Raw genomic sequence first — 16,024 nt, 5'->3', positions numbered from 1 at the left:
ACTGAATGGCTACACGCCGATGCAACATATTCAACGCTTATCTGATTCTACTTATCGCCTCCGTTAAAAATGGGGGGATTACCAGAGAGTTACTCACTGAATCCTTAGGCAAAATCTCCCACCCAAAATGACAGTATTTTGGGGTCAAAAAGTAAAAAATGTTGATGAAATACAGACCACATGCCGAGGGGTTTTGGGGAAAGGTTTTCGGGCATAAAAAAACGGGTTCTTTTCAGAACCCGTTCTAATGTATCAGCGGTTATCCGTGATTACATATGGCTGATAATCGCATCACCAAACTCTGAAGATTTCAGCAACTTAGCGCCGTCCATCAGACGTTCGAAATCGTAGGTGACGGTTTTAGCGGCGATAGCGCCTTCCATACCTTTAATGATTAAATCAGCCGCTTCGGTCCAGCCCATATGACGCAGCATCATTTCGGCGGACAGGATAACGGAACCCGGGTTCACTTTGTCCTGACCGGCATATTTTGGTGCGGTGCCGTGGGTCGCTTCAAACAGTGCACATTCGTCACCGATGTTGGCGCCAGGGGCGATACCAATACCACCCACCTGGGCTGCCAGGGCATCAGAAATGTAGTCCCCGTTCAGGTTCATACAGGCAATAACGTCGTATTCTGCCGGACGCAGCAGGATTTGCTGCAGGAAAGCATCGGCAATGACATCTTTAACAATAATGTCTTTACCATTTTTTGGGTTTTTGAACTTCATCCATGGACCACCGTCCAGCAGTTCCCCGCCGAATTCGTCTTTCACTAACTGGTAACCCCAGTCTTTGAAAGCGCCTTCGGTAAATTTCATAATGTTGCCTTTGTGGACCAGTGTCAGACTATCGCGATCGTTAGCGATAGTATATTCCACTGCCGCACGCACCAGACGTTTGGTTCCTTCTTCCGAACACGGTTTTACGCCGATACCACAGTGTTCAGGGAAACGGATTTTTTTAACACCCATTTCATCCCGCAGGAATTTAATCACTTTATCGGCTTCCGCACTGCCGGCTTTCCATTCGATACCGGCATAAATATCTTCGGAGTTCTCACGGAAGATGACCATGTCTGTATCTTCCGGGCGTTTCAGCGGGCTCGGAGTACCGGTATAGTAGCGGACAGGACGCAGGCAGATGTATAAATCGAGCTGCTGACGCAGGGCAACGTTCAGAGAACGGATGCCGCCGCCAACCGGGGTGGTTAATGGGCCTTTAATAGCAACACGGTATTCTTTGATCAGGTCAAGAGTTTCCTGCGGCAGCCAGACATCCGGGCCGTAGAGTTCAGTTGATTTTTCACCCGTATAAATCTCCATCCAGGAAATTTTACGTTTGCCATGGTAGGCCTTGTTAACCGCAGCATCGACCACTTTCAGCATCACAGGAGAGACATCAACACCAATCCCATCCCCCTCGATATAAGGGATCACCGGGTTATCTGGTACAACGAGTTTTCCCTGACTAACAGTAATTTTCTGACCTTCTGTCGGAACAACAACTTTGCTTTCCATCAACCTCTCCTTCGAGCGATTTTATGTTAATGATTTGTAAGATGCCGCGCAATACTACCCGAATCGCCGGGCAATAGCATAAAAAAAATGAACCCGAATAGCCGGCGCTGGCAAAACTGTGACTAAGAGTATTACCGCAAAATATTGCCGGTGATAAGCATTTTATTTTTACAGGATAAGATTTGTGGCACAGCTTCAGTTTGTTGGCATCGGGTAATAACTGCACGTAAAATAGTCAGTTATCCTTCAGCACCGCCTGTGGCGTAGTTTCTATTACAGCCAAAACAGCCCGCAGCAGTTATACTGTGACGATACTGACCAAAAAAAGACATTATGTTTAAGAAACCCAGAAATCAGCGACGCCCTGCCCGCCCTGTGGCAGACAATCAACCCCGCCGGGTGATCCTGTTTAATAAGCCTTTCGATGTTCTGCCACAGTTTACTGATGATGGCGGACGGCGAACCCTGAAAGAGTTTATTCCGCTGAGTGGTGTCTATGCTGCCGGGCGGCTTGACCGTGACAGCGAAGGACTGTTGCTGCTGACCAATGATGGCAAGTTGCAGGCCAGACTAACACAGCCCGGCAAACGCACCGCGAAAACCTATTTTGTGCAGGTAGAGGGGCAGCCGGCAGATGAGGATTTGCAGAAACTGCGCAACGGGATCGTCCTGAAAGATGGCCCTGCCTTGCCGGCGGTAGTTGAACAGGTTTCAGAGCCGGAATGGTTATGGCCACGTCAGCCACCCATCCGCGAACGTAAATCAATACCGACCTGCTGGCTGAAAATTATTGTGTATGAAGGCCGCAACCGTCAGGTCCGGCGGATGACCGCGGCTATCGGCTTTCCAACGTTGCGACTGATACGCTATGCGATTGGCAGTTATACGCTGGGGGATTTGGCCTGTGGTGAATGGCGCGAAGCTCCTGTATCAGCGGCATAGTGCTGTTGTTTTCTACTGAGCAGAGGGGATGTTATGTTTACTCCGCATATCACTGTCGCCTGTATTGTCCATGCGGCGGGAAAATTACTGGTGGTTGAAGAACAGGTGAATGGCCGGCCAGTACTGAACCAGCCGGCTGGCCACCTGGAAGCCGCAGAAACCTTAGCCGACGCCGCCAGCCGTGAGTTATATGAAGAGACGGGCTTGCAGGCCAGCCCGCAATATTTTCTCGGGGTACAGCAATGGATCGCTACGGATAATACGCCTTTTATCCGTTTCCTGTTCGGGCTGGACCTCACCTTTTGTGCGCAAACCAGCCCGCAGGACAGTGATATTGATTGCTGCCACTGGCTGACGCCTGAAGCGATTCTGCACGCGGATAATCTGCGTTCCCCGCTGGTCGCCGAAAGCGTCCGTCTGTGGCAACAGCCGGCACGTTACCCCCTGAGTCTGGTGAGTGCCTTCAATTGGCCTGCTGCCAGGGGTGCGTAATACCCCGTGTCATGGTAAAGTATGCCGCCGGTTTTTTATAAATACGTCTTGTGTGAGTAGGTCATGTCTGACAATAGTCAAAAAAAAGTAATCGTCGGTATGTCCGGCGGGGTTGATTCTTCCGTTTCTGCCTGGTTGCTGTTACAGCAAGGATATCAGGTCGAAGGTCTGTTTATGAAGAACTGGGAAGAAGACGACGGTGAAGAATACTGCACCGCCGCAGAAGATCTGGCTGATGCACAAGCCGTATGTGACAAACTCGGCATCCCCCTGCATAAAATCAATTTTGCGGCAGAATACTGGGACAATGTGTTCGAACATTTCCTCGGCGAATATAAAGCCGGTCGTACCCCTAACCCGGATATTCTCTGTAATAAAGAGATCAAATTTAAAGCCTTCCTGGAATTCGCCGCCGAAGACCTGGGGGCAGACCTGATAGCCACAGGGCACTATGTCCGCCGTCAGGATGTCAACGGTAAAAGCCAGTTACTGCGCGGTCTGGATACCAATAAAGATCAGAGCTACTTTTTGTATGCCCTGAGCCACCAGCAAATAGCCCAGAGTCTGTTCCCGGTCGGTGAGCTGGAGAAGCCGGAAGTACGCCGCATTGCAGAGCAGCTGGATCTGATCACTGCCCGTAAAAAAGACTCTACCGGGATCTGTTTTATTGGCGAGCGTAAATTCCGTGATTTCCTCGGACGTTATTTACCGGCGCGGCCGGGGCCGATCGAAAGCACTGACGGACAGGTCTTAGGCCAGCACCAGGGGCTGATGTATCACACTCTGGGTCAGCGTAAAGGCCTCGGTATCGGTGGCCTGAAAGACAGTAATGATGACCCATGGTATGTGGTTGATAAAGATCTGACCGGAAACCGGCTGATCGTCGCCCAGGGCGCCGAACATCCCCGGCTGATGTCTGTCGGGCTGGTTGCACAGCAACTGGACTGGGTTGATCGCCAGCCGGTAACAGCCCCCTTCCGTTGCACAGTAAAAACCCGTTATCGCCAGACGGATATTCCCTGTGAAGTGATTCCCCTGTCTGACGAGCGTATTGAAGTTCGCTTTGACGAGCCCGTGGCTGCTGTAACTCCGGGACAATCGGCTGTATTTTATCTGGGCGATGTCTGTCTGGGCGGCGGTGTGATAGAACAACGCCTGCCTCTGCCGGTCACTGAATAATCACGGGGAGCCTGTGGCGAAAAATATCCGCGAAATTACCCTGGCGCTGGCCGGTGTCTGTCAGGCAGCACATCTGGCCCGGCAACTTGCACACCAGGGCAACTGTCCTGCCGACACATTCAGTGTGTCCCTGCGCAGCCTGATCGATCTGAACCCGCCGGATACTCTGGCGGTGTATGGCGGCGATGAGTCTGCCCTGCGCTTTGGCCTGGAAACTCTGATTGCCGTACTCCACAGTCCGTCACGTCAGGGGGCCAGCGCTGAGCTTACCCGCTATACCCTGAGCCTGCTGATGCTGGAGCGTAAACTGCATAAAAACCGCCAGGCATTGCAGCAGCTGACACAGCGAATTTCTCAGCTCGATCGCCAGCTGCAGCACTACGCACTGGAATCCGATACAGTGATTGCCGCTATTGCATCAATTTATGTGGATGTTATCAGTCCGATAGGGCCGCGTATTCAGGTCACCGGTGATCCGGCAATACTGCAAAATTCGCTGGTACAGAGTAAAGTCCGCGCCGCATTACTGACAGGTATCCGTGCCGCAGTGCTGTGGCAACAGGTTGGCGGCAGCCGCCTGCATTTAATGTTTAGCCGCACCCGGATTATCGGGGAAGCGAAATCAATTTTATCCCGTTTGTCGCCCGGATTTTAACTGGCGACAGCATGACTGCTTTTACAATGATTCAGGAGTTGCACTGATGGAATTATCCGCACTGACCGCCGTTTCCCCTGTTGATGGACGCTATGGGGAAAAAGTCAGCCCGCTGCGCGCGATTTTCAGTGAATTTGGTTTACTGAAATTTCGTGTTCAGGTTGAAGTCCGCTGGTTACAGAAACTGGCATCAACCGCAGAAATCAGGGAAGTTCCTGCATTTGATGCCGACGCAAACGCTTTCCTTGACCAGATTGTCGCCGGTTTTAACCAGCAAGATGCCGCGCGGATCAAAACAATCGAACGTACCACTAACCATGATGTGAAAGCAGTAGAGTATTTCCTGAAAGAAAAAGTGGCCACTGTTCCTGCTTTGCAGGCGGTTTCTGAGTTTATCCACTTTGCCTGTACCTCTGAAGATATTAATAACCTGTCCCATGCATTAATGCTGGAGACGGCCCGCCGTGAGGTTATTCTGCCTTACTGGAAACAGCTGACCGAAGCACTGCAGACCCTGGCAACGGAATACCGTGATCTGCCACTGTTGTCCCGTACCCATGGACAACCGGCCACGCCGTCAACCCTGGGTAAAGAGATGGCAAACGTAGCTTACCGTATGGCACGCCAGGTCCGTCAGTTAGAACAGGTTGAAATCCTGGGTAAAATTAACGGCGCGGTGGGTAACTATAACGCTCACATTGCCGCTTATCCGGAAGCCGACTGGCACCGTATCAGCGAAGAGTTTGTTACTTCACTGGGGATCCGCTGGAACCCGTACACCACGCAGATTGAACCGCACGATTATATTGCCGAACTGTTTGACTGCATTGCCCGGTTTAACACTATCCTGATCGACTTTGACCGTGATATCTGGGGTTATATTGCCCTGAATCACTTCAAACAGAAAACCATCGCCGGTGAGATTGGGTCTTCCACGATGCCCCATAAAGTCAACCCGATTGATTTCGAAAATTCAGAGGGTAACCTGGGACTGGCTAACGCCGTGTTACAGCATCTGGCAGCCAAACTGCCGGTATCCCGCTGGCAGCGTGATCTGACCGACTCCACCGTATTGCGTAACCTGGGTGTCGGTATCGGCTATGCCGTCATTGCCTACCAGTCTACCCTGAAAGGTATCTCTAAGCTGGAAGTGAACCGCGAACGTCTGCTGGATGAACTGGATCACAACTGGGAAGTTCTGGCTGAGCCGGTGCAGACCGTTATGCGTCGTTACGGTATCGAAAAGCCGTATGAAAAACTGAAGGAGCTGACCCGCGGTAAACGCGTCGATGCGGAAGGAATGAAAACCTTTATTGATAACCTGCCCTTGCCGGAAGAAGAAAAGACCCGCCTGAAAGCAATGACCCCGGCTAATTATCTCGGCCGTGCAGTCACTATGGTTGATGAACTGAAATAACCTGCCAGCGCAGGCCGGATCTTCCGGCCTGCGTTAATCCCCTGTTTACCTCAAATCACGTATAATCACCTGATAGTCCCTCCTGCTGATTTCTGAGGTTGCAATTATGCGTGTGCTGGTTATTGAAGATAATGCTTTGTTACGTCATCACCTGGCTGTCCAGTTACGTGATATGGGCCATCAGGTAGATGCCGCCGAAGATGCCAAAGAAGCCGATTATTTTCTGTCAGAACATGAACCGGATGTTGCTCTGATTGATCTCGGTCTGCCAGGCGAAGATGGTATGACACTGATCCGCCGCTGGCGTGCCCGCGCCGTAAAGCAACCGATTCTGGTGCTGACCGCCCGCGAAGGCTGGCAGGCAAAAGTGGAAGCACTGGAAGCCGGTGCCGATGACTATGTCACTAAACCTTTTCATATTGAAGAAGTGGCTGCCAGACTACAGGCCCTGATGCGCCGTAACAGCGGGCATGCCTCACAGGTCATAGAGTCCGGGCCTTTTCAGGTCGACTTGTCCCGCAAGGAATTAACCATCCACCAGCAGGCGGTGAAACTGACAGTGTTCGAATATACCATTGTCGAAACCCTGATCCGTAATGCCGGAAAAGTGGTCAGCAAAGAATCACTGATGCTGCAATTGTACCCGGATGCAGAACTGCGTGAAAGCCATACCATTGATGTCCTGATGGGCCGTCTGAGGAAGAAAATACTGCAGCTGCATGACGGTGATGTGATCACCACCGTACGCAGTCAGGGATATCGCTTTGAGCACAACTAAACGCCTGTGGCGGTTTTTCTCCCCGCGGGGTCCGCTATCATTACGGGTGCGTTTTTTGCTGGCTGCGTCGGTACTGGTATTATTCTTATCCCTGTCTTACGGGGTGGTGGCCGTTATTGGTTATGTTATCGGCTTTGATAATAATACTTACCGGGTGATGCGTGGTGAAAGTAATCTGTTTTTCACCCTTGCCCAGTGGCAGGATAATAAACTGACGATTGCCGAACCCGAACGGATAAAACTTAACTTTCCGACGCTGGTGTTTATTTATGATGAACATGGGCGCCTGTTATGGCAACTGCGCGATGTCCCGGAAATACGTTCCGAGATCCATCCCAGCTGGCTGCTGAAAAGCGACTTTTACGAAATAGATACCAATAATCATACCAGCCTTGAAGCTATCGGGGATGACCGTGAAGCGCGGCGAAAAATGAGCCAGCTGGACAGTGATGATACTTTCACCCATTCAGTCGCGGTTAACCGTTATGATGCCACCCCCAGTTTGCCGGCCCTGACAATTGTGGTGGTAGACTCTATCCCCCAGGAGTTACAGCATTCTGATGTGGTCTGGCTGTGGTTCAGTTATGTACTGGCCGCTAATCTATTACTGGTGATCCCTCTGCTGTGGCTGGCCGCACGCTGGAGCCTGAAACCTATCGGTCATCTGGCGGCTCAGGTCCAGCAGCTCGAAACCAGCCAGCGAGACAGTCTGGATCCCACTCCGCCCCGTGAACTGCGCAGTCTGGTACGTAACCTGAACCTGTTGCTGAATAATGAGCGGCAGCGCGGTATGCGTTATCACACCACCTTGTCTGATTTAACCCATAGCCTGAAAACACCACTGGCTGTATTGCAGAGTACCCTGCGCTCCCTGCGTGGCGGAAATCCGTTAACCGTGGAACAGGCCGAGCCGGTCATGCTGGAGCAGATCAGCCGTATTTCACAACAGATTGGTTATTATCTGCACCGCGCCAGTTTACAGGCCGACCATAATCCGTTGCAGCGTGATTTACATTCAGTATCCGCTCTGTCAGACAGCCTCTGTTCGGCATTAAATAAGGTCTATCAGCGGAAAGGTATTGATCTGTCACTGGATATTTCGCCGGAAATTACCTTCTGTGGCGATCAGAACGATTTTATGGAAGTGATGGGTAATATTCTGGATAATGCCTGTAAATACTGTCTTGAGTTTATTGAAGTCACTGCCCGGCAGACAGAAAGTGAATTACATATTTTTATTGATGATGATGGTCCCGGCATCCCGGTGAGTAAACGTGACCTGATTTTTCTCCGCGGACAGCGGGCGGATACATTAAGGCCCGGTCAGGGGATCGGCCTGGCGGTGGCACGCGAAATTGTCGAATTGTACCAGGGAGACATTATTGCTTATTCAGGGCCACTGGGTGGCACCAGAATGCAGGTAATATTTCGCCAGCAGCAGATGTAAATTTTGTCAGGCTGGTGCGGTGCCGGACTGGTATACTCAGGCAATACTCCCCGTACAACTGAAGGTTTCTATGGACTATCAACTTTCCATCAACTGGCCGGAATTTCTGGCAACTTACTGGCAGAAAAAGCCGGTAGTCATTAAACAGGGATTCACGGATTTTGTCGATCCTATTACTCCCGATGAACTTGCCGGTCTGGCGATGGAAAATGAGACCGACAGCCGGCTGGTCAGCCAGAATAACGATAAATGGCACGTCAGCCACGGACCTTTTGAAAGTTTCGATCACCTCGGTGAAACACACTGGTCTTTACTGGTGCAGGCCGTTGATCATTGGCACTCCCCGTCAGCCGCACTGATGCAGCCTTTCCGCGCTTTGCCGGACTGGCGGATGGACGATTTGATGGTCTCGTTTTCGGTCCCCGGCGGTGGTGTCGGTCCGCATCTCGATCAATACGATGTCTTTATTATCCAGGGCAGTGGCCGTCGTCGCTGGCGGGTGGGTAATAATGTGCATATCAAACAACATTGCCCGCATCCTGATCTGTTACAGGTGGAACCCTTCGACGCCATTATTGATGAGGTGCTTGCGCCGGGCGATATTATTTATATTCCGCCCGGCTTCCCCCATGACGGTTATTCGCTGGAAAACGCCCTGAACTATTCGGTGGGTTTTCGCGCTCCTTCGGGTAAAGAACTGCTGAGCAGTTTTGCTGACTATGCACTGGCTAATGATATCGGTACCCATCGTTACAGTGACCCGCAGCTACAGATGCGTGAAAACCCGGCGGATATCTTGCCCGCAGAAACGGAAGCTGTCCGCGACATGATGCTGGCGCTGATCCGTGAACCGCAGCAATTTAATCAATGGTTCGGTGAGTTTATTTCTCAGTCACGTCATGAACTGGATATAGCGCCGCCGGAACCCCCTTACCAGCCGGATGAAATTCTGGATGCCCTGCAGCAAGGGGATACGCTTAGCCGCCTTGGCGGACTGCGGGTGCTGATGTCGGGAGACGGGGTGTTTATTAACGGTGAAAGTCTGCACTGCGCCCACCCGCAGGCCCTGCACGCGCTGGCAAATAAAACATTGCTTATCGCCAGCGATTTTGCCGATGCACTGGAGGATCCGGCTTTCCTTAGCCAGCTGGCCGGGCTAATCAACAGTGGTTACTGGTATTTCAGCGACGAGCAGTAACAGTTACAGTAATAATCGCAGAGTTGTCCCGTGGCGGGGCAATTCTGCGGACGTTACCTTTCCCCGCCACTGGCAGCCAGTTCCGCTATTTTCATAATCACCTGAACACTCTGATCCATAATATTCAGTGAAGCAAACTCATGTTTTCCATGAAAATTGAACCCACCGGTAAACAGATTGGGGCAAGGCAAACCACGCCAGGAAAGAACGGCACCGTCGGTTCCTCCGCGTACCGGCTTGATTTTCGGCTCAATACCGCACTGTTTCATGGCCTGTAATGCCAGGCTGATAACCTGTGGCTGTGCTTCTATTTTTTCTCGCATATTGCGATAACTGTCGCAGAAAGAAACCATCAGCATGGCTTTACCTGCATATTGCTGGTTGATTTGCTCTGCCAGTGCCTGCAACTGTTGCTGACGACACTGAAAATCCTGCCAGTTAAAGTCACGGATCATATAATGCAGTTCCGCGCGCGCAGCATTACCCTTCAGTGACTCAAGATGATAGAAGCCCTGATAGCCTTCTGTATTCTCCGGTTTTTCATCTGCCGGCAGCTGGCGGTGAAATTCCCATGCCAGCTCCAGGGCATTGACCAGTTTCCCTTTTGCCTCCCCCGTATGGGCACTGTTACCGGTAATTTTTACGACAGCGCTCCCGGCATTAAAATTTTCATACTCAAATTCACCACAGCCGCCGCCGTCGACGGTATAAGCCCAGTCAGCACCAAAGGCTTCAATATCAAACAAAGCAGAACCCGTCCCTGTTTCTTCATCCGGCGTAAAGGCTACACGGATTGTACCGTGTGGCCGTTGCTGTTGTTTTAATCTTGCCAGGGCGGTCATAATTTCAGCAATGCCGGCCTTATCATCTGCGCCCAGTAAGGTTTTACCTTCTGTGGTAATCAGTGTATGCCCGTGTAACTGATGCAGTACCGGAATCAGCACCGGGGAAAGGATTTCATCACCTATTCCGAGGGCAATATCCCCGCCACGGTAATTTTCTACCAGCTGGGGGCGCACGTTTTTACCGCTATAGTCCGGTGCAGTATCCAGGTGCGCAACAAAACCGATAACCGGCAGCGGCTCACTGACGGTCGCGGGTAACGTCGCCATCAGACAGCAATTATTACTTAAGCTAATATCAACACACCCCAGCGCTTCCAGCTCTTCCGCCAGTATTTTTGCCAGTTGCCATTGCCCTTCACTGCTCGGGACCCGGGCATTACGGCATTGCACCCTGGATTGTGTATCCACCTGAACATACGTTAAAAATCTATCCAGTAACATTTCCATCTCAGGCTCCTCAATCATGCGTCTGGTATTATTGACGCATCAAAGGCGCATTATTTTGTCCGAAGTCATAAAGCATTCGTTTATATTATTTAATTAATTAATCGATACTGTATTTTCTGCCGCGCGGTATAGCTGCAGGCAAAAAATCGTTGTTCCGCTGACAGCGCTTTTGATCCGGCTGTTTCTCTGGTAATCAGGGATAATTCAGGTATCATCCCGCGCTTAGTAAACTGGCTGGCCTGCATCAGCGGCTGACCTTCCCTCCCTTTTTATTAACTGAGTGACTAAAATGACGCAAACATGCGCGCAACAGGCGCTGGTTACGCTTTCTGGCATCAGTAAAGCTTTTGACGGGAAGCCGGTGATTTCCGGCTTTGACCTGACCCTCGGTCATGGCGAATTTATTACCCTGCTGGGACCTTCAGGCTGCGGAAAAACGACCATCCTGCGGCTGATTGCCGGTCTCGAAACGACAGACCGCGGCGATATTATCCTCGATGGCCGGAATATTACTGCTCTGCCAGCCGAACAACGCCCGGTCAATACCGTGTTTCAGAGCTATGCATTATTCCCCCATATGAGCGTGTTTGATAACGTCGCCTTCGGTCTGCGGATGCAAAAAACACCCGCCGCTGAAATTAAACGGCGCACAGAAGAAGCGCTGGCAATGGTGCAGTTGCAGGATTTTTCTGCCCGTCGTCCGGCACAGTTATCAGGAGGTCAGCAGCAACGTGTCGCCATAGCACGGGCAGTGATCAACCGGCCTGCCGTGCTGCTACTGGATGAACCCCTGTCTGCCCTTGACTATAAATTACGTAAACAAATGCAGAATGAGCTGAAAGCGCTGCAGCGTAAACTGGGCATCACGTTTATTTTTGTCACTCACGATCAGGAAGAAGCACTGACCATGTCTGACAGAATTGTGGTGTTGAAAGACGGTCATATAGCGCAGGACGGGACTCCGCGGGAAATCTATGAAGCACCGGCCAGCCTGTTTGTGGCACAGTTTATTGGCGAAATTAATATCTTTAACGGCCATGTACAGTCGGTACAGGCTGACGGTAAAACCACCGTCACTATCGCCGGACATCCCTATTCTGTGGACTGTCCGTTTCCGGTTTCAGCAGGCGATCAGGTCCATGTATTGCTGCGTCCGGAAGACCTGCAGCTCAGTACTCCGGGCAATGATGACAGTGCAGACGTCATGCCGGGGGTTATCCGTGAGCTGAATTACAAAGGCAGTACCCTGGAGTCGGTGGTTATACTGGAGAATGGTCAGCCGGTCACTGTCAGCGAGTTTTTTAACAGTAATGACCCGGCGACGGACTTTGCCCTGAACCAGAAAGTATCTGTCCGCTGGATAGCACAGCGAGAGGTAGTATTACCCTATGAAGCTGATGCGTAATCCCTTTCAGACGCTGGTGGTCGGTCTGATCAGCGGCTGGCTGGTACTGTTTGTGCTGGCCCCTAACCTGATGATCATCGCCGCCAGTTTCCTGACCCGTGATGATAATCATTTTATCAGCGCGGTACTGACACTGGATAACTATCGCCGGCTGGCAGACCCGTTATATCTGGACGTGTTACTGCATTCGCTGAATATGGCGTTTATTGCCACCCTGTGCAGTCTGTTGCTCGGCTATCCGTTTGCCTGGTGTCTGACTCTTCTGCCACAGCGCTGGCGGCCGGTGATGTTATTTCTGTTGATTGTACCGTTCTGGACCAATTCACTTATCAGGATTTATGGCCTGAAGATATTCCTCAGTACCCGTGGCTGGTTAAACAATGCGCTGCTCTGGTCGGGTATCACCGATAAGCCGTTGCGTATTATGTATACCCCGGAAGCGGTGATCCTCGGTCTGGTGTATATTTTACTGCCTTTTATGGTTATGCCGGTGTATTCCAGTCTGGAGAAACTGGATAAACCCTGCCTCGAAGCCGCACGTGATCTGGGTGCCGGCAAATGGCAAAGATTCTGGCGGATTATTCTGCCCCTGACCCTGCCGGGAATTATTGCCGGCTGTCTGCTGGTTTTTATTCCGGCAATGGGGATGTTCTATGTTTCAGACCTGATGGGCGGGGCAAAAAACTTACTGATCGGTAATATTATTAAAACCCAGTTCCTGTCACTGCGTGACTGGCCATTCGGCGCAGCGACCAGTGTGATTATGACGGTACTGATGGGACTTATGCTGCTGTTTTACCGGCGTTCTGCGCGGATTATAAACAAGAAAATGATTGGGATTGGTGATTAATACTGCTAAAGTTGACAGGCCACGGCTGTCAGGAGATAACCCTGGCCTGTTTTTCCTTTCATATAATTTAAATCAGTATTTATCTTATTACCGGATCACAGGGAGTGATTAACATGGATAGCCAGCCCGGAATTCGAGTCTATAACAGCGTATCACTGCGCTTATATAACTGGTGGGTAATGTCGGTCGCCAATCGCTTTGCCTGGCGTTGCTCCACCCCGGAAATACAATTACCGTTTTACCGTCGTCATCTTTCTTCCAGACATCTCGATATCGGTACCGGCACCGGTTATTACCCGCGTCATTGTATGAACATCAGTCAGCTGACTCTGCTGGACCTCAATCCTGAATGTCTGAAACAGGCTGAACGCCGTATTGGCCCTGCCCGTGTCACGGCGACAGTACAACATGATATATTCCTGCCCTTACCGGAAAAGCTGCAGCACAAATTTAATTCGGTGGCACTGTACTACGTGCTGCATTGTCTTAACGGCTCAGCTGACGATAAATTTACTGCCCTGAAAAATGTCACCCGCGCGCTCAGCGCTGACGGTATTCTGTTCGGCACCACCATTAGCGGTGAACGCCAGCGACATAATCTGTTTGGCCGGTTACTGATGAACATAATGAACCGTAAAGGTATTTTCACTAATTACCAGGATTCTGCCAGTGTCCTTGAAGGTCAGCTCAGACAACTGTTCCGTGACGTCACTCTGACAGAAACAGGTGCCGTGATTATATTTACCGCCCGTTTTCCCTATCCTGTTCCCCGGATAACCGATCACTGACCCCTATACGTCCTGCAAAGTTTATTTGCAGGCGTATCTGCCGGTACTGATCGTGCTTTACGCTGAAATCGTGTAGAATTCGCGGCCTTATTAAATACACAGATGAATATACGCACTGTATCAAGGCAGGTGAGGCAATACACGAGTGGTTAAAACATATCTGATAACGGGGCTTTCCCTCCGCCATTTTCACGCTGATAACGCCGGTTACGGGAGTGCAATATGCTGATGCGCTGGCTTCGTAACGGCTTTATGTCGGTGATCTATGCCTGGTTTTATATCCCGATTGCCATTTTAGTCATCAATTCCTTTAATCAGTCCAGGTTTGGTATTCACTGGCAGGGATGGACAACCCTCTGGTATCAGACTCTGCTGAATAACGACAGTCTGTTGCAGGCAGCACAGCACTCACTATTACTGGGGGGCATTTCCGCCACCTGTGCCACACTGCTCGGCAGTCTGACCGCCGTTGCTCTTTACCAGTACCGGTTTCGCGGCAAACCACTGGTTAACGGTATGCTGTTTATAGTGATGATGTCGCCGGATATTGTGATGGCGATTTCTCTGCTGATCTTATTTATGCTGCTGGGAATTTCCCTCGGTTTCTGGACTCTGCTGATCTCACATATTACCTTCTGTCTGCCGTTTGTGGTGATTACGGTATTTTCACGGTTACAGGGCTTTGATATTCGTATGCTTGAAGCGGCGAAAGATTTGGGTGCCAGTGAGCTGACAATCTTAAGGCGCATCATCTTTCCTATCGCTCTTCCGGCGATTGCCGCAGGCTGGCTGCTGAGCTTTACCCTGTCGATGGACGATGTGGTGGTTTCATCCTTTGTCACCGGCCCTGCCTTCGAAATTCTGCCACTCAAAATATATTCGATGGTTAAAGTCGGTATCTCTCCGGAAGTGAATGCGCTGGCAACTCTGTTGCTTGGAATGTCATTTCTTCTGGTTGCCTGCAGCCAGTGGCTGACAAGAAAAAAACACTAATACAGTTTCGGGAATAATATGAAAAAGTCAGCCTTTTTACTGGCCGCTGTCACCGCAGTATTCAGCCTGTCAGCCGCCAGCGCCGATGACAGCAACACACTGTACTTCTATAACTGGACCGAATATGTGCCGGAGGGTTTGCTGGAGCAATTCACCAAAGAAACCGGGATTAAAGTCATCTATTCGACCTACGATTCTAACGAAAGTATGTACGCCAAGCTAAAAACCTGGAAAGACGGCGCTTATGATCTGATTGTCCCCTCTTCCTATTATGTCGCCAAAATGCGTAAAGAAGGGATGCTGGCAAAGATAGACCACTCGCAGCTGTCAAACTTTGTTAACCTCGACCCGGCGCTGCTGAATAAACCTTTCGACCCGCAGAACGAGTATTCGATTCCCTATATCTGGGGAGCCACAGCGATCGGTGTAAATTCTGATGCTATCAACCCTGCCACTGTGACTTCATGGGCCGATTTATGGAAGCCTCAGTACCGGCAAAGTCTTTTACTGACTGATGATGCCCGTGAAGTGTTCCAGATTGCACTGCGTAAGCTGGGATACTCAGGAAATAGCCGTGACCCGCAGCAGATTGAAGCCGCCTATCAGCAACTGCGACAGCTGATGCCCAATGTACTGGCATTTAATTCAGACAATCCCGGTAACCCGTTTATGGAAGGCGAGGTTAATCTCGGCATGGTATGGAATGGTTCTGCCTATGTCGCACGCCAGGCAGGTACCCCGTTGCAGGTTATCTGGCCAAAAGAAGGCGGTATTTTCTGGATGGATAATTTATCTATCCCTGTCAATGCCAGACATAAAGCCGCGGCAATGAAACTGATTAATTTCCTGCTGCGTCCGGATATTGCAGCTAAAGTGGCAACGACTATCGGTTACCCGACCCCGAACCTCGCCGCCCGTAAGTTGTTGCCTGCTGCAGTGGCCAATGACCCCTCCCTGTACCCGCCAGCCAGTGTACTGCAACAGGGAGAATGGCAGGATGATGTCGGTGATACCAGCCGGCTTTATGAAACCCTGTTTCAGAAACTGAAAGCCGGTCAGTAACGGACC

The 16,024-nt window shown here is 50.8% G+C and carries 15 protein-coding genes; 13 read left to right on the top strand and 2 right to left on the bottom strand.

Annotation, left to right across the window (positions count from 1 at the left end; genetic code table 11):
- Positions 1–269 precede the first annotated feature (269 nt).
- Positions 270–1,520: an NADP-dependent isocitrate dehydrogenase gene (gene icd / locus JK211_RS11205; protein WP_212708762.1), complete on the bottom strand. Its 1,251-nt coding sequence runs from the start codon at positions 1,518–1,520 to the stop codon at positions 270–272.
- 333 nt (positions 1,521–1,853) lie between these two features.
- Here icd and rluE point away from each other — a divergent pair, with 333 nt between their 5' ends.
- The 8 genes from rluE (at position 1,854) to JK211_RS11165 (ending at position 9,628) form a co-directional block, all read left to right on the top strand.
- Positions 1,854–2,462, top strand: a complete 609-nt coding sequence (gene rluE, locus JK211_RS11200; protein ID WP_212708761.1) for a 23S rRNA pseudouridine(2457) synthase RluE — start codon at positions 1,854–1,856, stop codon at positions 2,460–2,462.
- A gap of 33 nt (positions 2,463–2,495) precedes the next feature.
- Positions 2,496–2,954: an NUDIX domain-containing protein gene (locus JK211_RS11195; RefSeq protein WP_212708760.1), complete on the top strand. Its 459-nt coding sequence runs from the start codon at positions 2,496–2,498 to the stop codon at positions 2,952–2,954.
- Positions 2,955–3,017: 63 nt separating this feature from the next.
- Entirely contained in the window at positions 3,018–4,133 is a 1,116-nt protein-coding gene (mnmA, locus tag JK211_RS11190) for a tRNA 2-thiouridine(34) synthase MnmA (RefSeq protein WP_212708759.1), read from the top strand.
- A gap of 13 nt (positions 4,134–4,146) precedes the next feature.
- Positions 4,147–4,788: a high frequency lysogenization protein HflD gene (gene hflD / locus JK211_RS11185; protein ID WP_212708758.1), complete on the top strand. Its 642-nt coding sequence runs from the start codon at positions 4,147–4,149 to the stop codon at positions 4,786–4,788.
- Positions 4,789–4,834: 46 nt separating this feature from the next.
- Positions 4,835–6,205 carry an adenylosuccinate lyase gene (purB, locus tag JK211_RS11180; RefSeq protein ID WP_212708757.1) on the top strand — a complete coding sequence of 457 codons (1,371 nt, stop codon included), beginning with the start codon at positions 4,835–4,837 and terminating at the stop codon, positions 6,203–6,205.
- Positions 6,206–6,311: 106 nt separating this feature from the next.
- The gene (gene phoP, locus JK211_RS11175; RefSeq protein ID WP_212708756.1) at positions 6,312–6,983 is read left to right on the top strand and encodes a two-component system response regulator PhoP; all 672 of its coding nucleotides are present in this window, start codon (positions 6,312–6,314) and stop codon (positions 6,981–6,983) included.
- Complete coding sequence (gene phoQ / locus JK211_RS11170) at positions 6,970–8,430, top strand: two-component system sensor histidine kinase PhoQ (RefSeq protein ID WP_283092719.1); 1,461 nt, start codon at positions 6,970–6,972, stop codon at positions 8,428–8,430. Before phoP ends, phoQ begins: the two co-directional genes overlap by 14 nt.
- Before the next feature lie 70 nt (positions 8,431–8,500).
- A complete protein-coding gene (locus JK211_RS11165; protein ID WP_212708755.1) occupies positions 8,501–9,628 on the top strand; it encodes a cupin domain-containing protein in 1,128 nt (375 codons plus the stop codon).
- A gap of 53 nt (positions 9,629–9,681) precedes the next feature.
- Here the strand turns inward: JK211_RS11165 and pepT are convergent, their stop codons facing one another.
- Positions 9,682–10,920 (bottom strand): peptidase T, encoded by a 1,239-nt coding sequence (gene pepT, locus JK211_RS11160; RefSeq protein ID WP_212708754.1) that lies wholly within the window; start codon positions 10,918–10,920, stop codon positions 9,682–9,684.
- A gap of 289 nt (positions 10,921–11,209) precedes the next feature.
- Between pepT and potA the strand changes: the two genes are divergently transcribed.
- From potA to potD, 5 genes are all read left to right on the top strand, one after another.
- On the top strand, positions 11,210–12,325 hold the full coding sequence (gene potA / locus JK211_RS11155; protein ID WP_212708753.1) for a spermidine/putrescine ABC transporter ATP-binding protein PotA: 1,116 nt from the start codon (positions 11,210–11,212) through the stop codon (positions 12,323–12,325).
- A complete protein-coding gene (gene potB / locus JK211_RS11150; RefSeq protein WP_212708752.1) occupies positions 12,309–13,175 on the top strand; it encodes a spermidine/putrescine ABC transporter permease PotB in 867 nt (288 codons plus the stop codon). Before potA ends, potB begins: the two co-directional genes overlap by 17 nt.
- A 113-nt stretch (positions 13,176–13,288) precedes the next feature.
- Positions 13,289–13,963, top strand: a complete 675-nt coding sequence (locus JK211_RS11145) for a class I SAM-dependent methyltransferase (protein ID WP_212708751.1) — start codon at positions 13,289–13,291, stop codon at positions 13,961–13,963.
- A 222-nt stretch (positions 13,964–14,185) separates the two neighbouring features.
- Entirely contained in the window at positions 14,186–14,956 is a 771-nt protein-coding gene (gene potC, locus JK211_RS11140; protein WP_212708750.1) for a spermidine/putrescine ABC transporter permease PotC, read from the top strand.
- 18 nt (positions 14,957–14,974) lie between these two features.
- Positions 14,975–16,018 (top strand): spermidine/putrescine ABC transporter substrate-binding protein PotD, encoded by a 1,044-nt coding sequence (gene potD, locus JK211_RS11135; RefSeq protein WP_212708749.1) that lies wholly within the window; start codon positions 14,975–14,977, stop codon positions 16,016–16,018.
- Positions 16,019–16,024 lie beyond the last annotated feature (6 nt).

Source organism: Tatumella sp. JGM130 (assembly GCF_018257525.1).
Lineage (GTDB): Bacteria > Pseudomonadota > Gammaproteobacteria > Enterobacterales > Enterobacteriaceae > Tatumella > Tatumella punctata.
This window is presented reverse-complemented; position numbering and strand designations above follow the sequence as displayed.

What these genes read in the sequence shown, in the direction of transcription:
- icd (WP_212708762.1), bottom strand. Translation starts at nt 1,520, where the DNA reads ATGGAAAGCAAAGTTGTTGTTCCGACAGAAGGTCAGAAAATTACTGTT.
- potA (WP_212708753.1), top strand. Translation starts at nt 11,210, where the DNA reads ATGACGCAAACATGCGCGCAACAGGCGCTGGTTACGCTTTCTGGCATC.
- mnmA (WP_212708759.1), top strand. Translation starts at nt 3,018, where the DNA reads ATGTCTGACAATAGTCAAAAAAAAGTAATCGTCGGTATGTCCGGCGGG.
- phoP (WP_212708756.1), top strand. Translation starts at nt 6,312, where the DNA reads ATGCGTGTGCTGGTTATTGAAGATAATGCTTTGTTACGTCATCACCTG.
- JK211_RS11165 (WP_212708755.1), top strand. Translation starts at nt 8,501, where the DNA reads ATGGACTATCAACTTTCCATCAACTGGCCGGAATTTCTGGCAACTTAC.
- JK211_RS11145 (WP_212708751.1), top strand. Translation starts at nt 13,289, where the DNA reads ATGGATAGCCAGCCCGGAATTCGAGTCTATAACAGCGTATCACTGCGC.
- rluE (WP_212708761.1), top strand. Translation starts at nt 1,854, where the DNA reads ATGTTTAAGAAACCCAGAAATCAGCGACGCCCTGCCCGCCCTGTGGCA.
- potD (WP_212708749.1), top strand. Translation starts at nt 14,975, where the DNA reads ATGAAAAAGTCAGCCTTTTTACTGGCCGCTGTCACCGCAGTATTCAGC.
- purB (WP_212708757.1), top strand. Translation starts at nt 4,835, where the DNA reads ATGGAATTATCCGCACTGACCGCCGTTTCCCCTGTTGATGGACGCTAT.
- JK211_RS11195 (WP_212708760.1), top strand. Translation starts at nt 2,496, where the DNA reads ATGTTTACTCCGCATATCACTGTCGCCTGTATTGTCCATGCGGCGGGA.
- potB (WP_212708752.1), top strand. Translation starts at nt 12,309, where the DNA reads ATGAAGCTGATGCGTAATCCCTTTCAGACGCTGGTGGTCGGTCTGATC.
- pepT (WP_212708754.1), bottom strand. Translation starts at nt 10,920, where the DNA reads ATGGAAATGTTACTGGATAGATTTTTAACGTATGTTCAGGTGGATACA.
- potC (WP_212708750.1), top strand. Translation starts at nt 14,186, where the DNA reads ATGCTGATGCGCTGGCTTCGTAACGGCTTTATGTCGGTGATCTATGCC.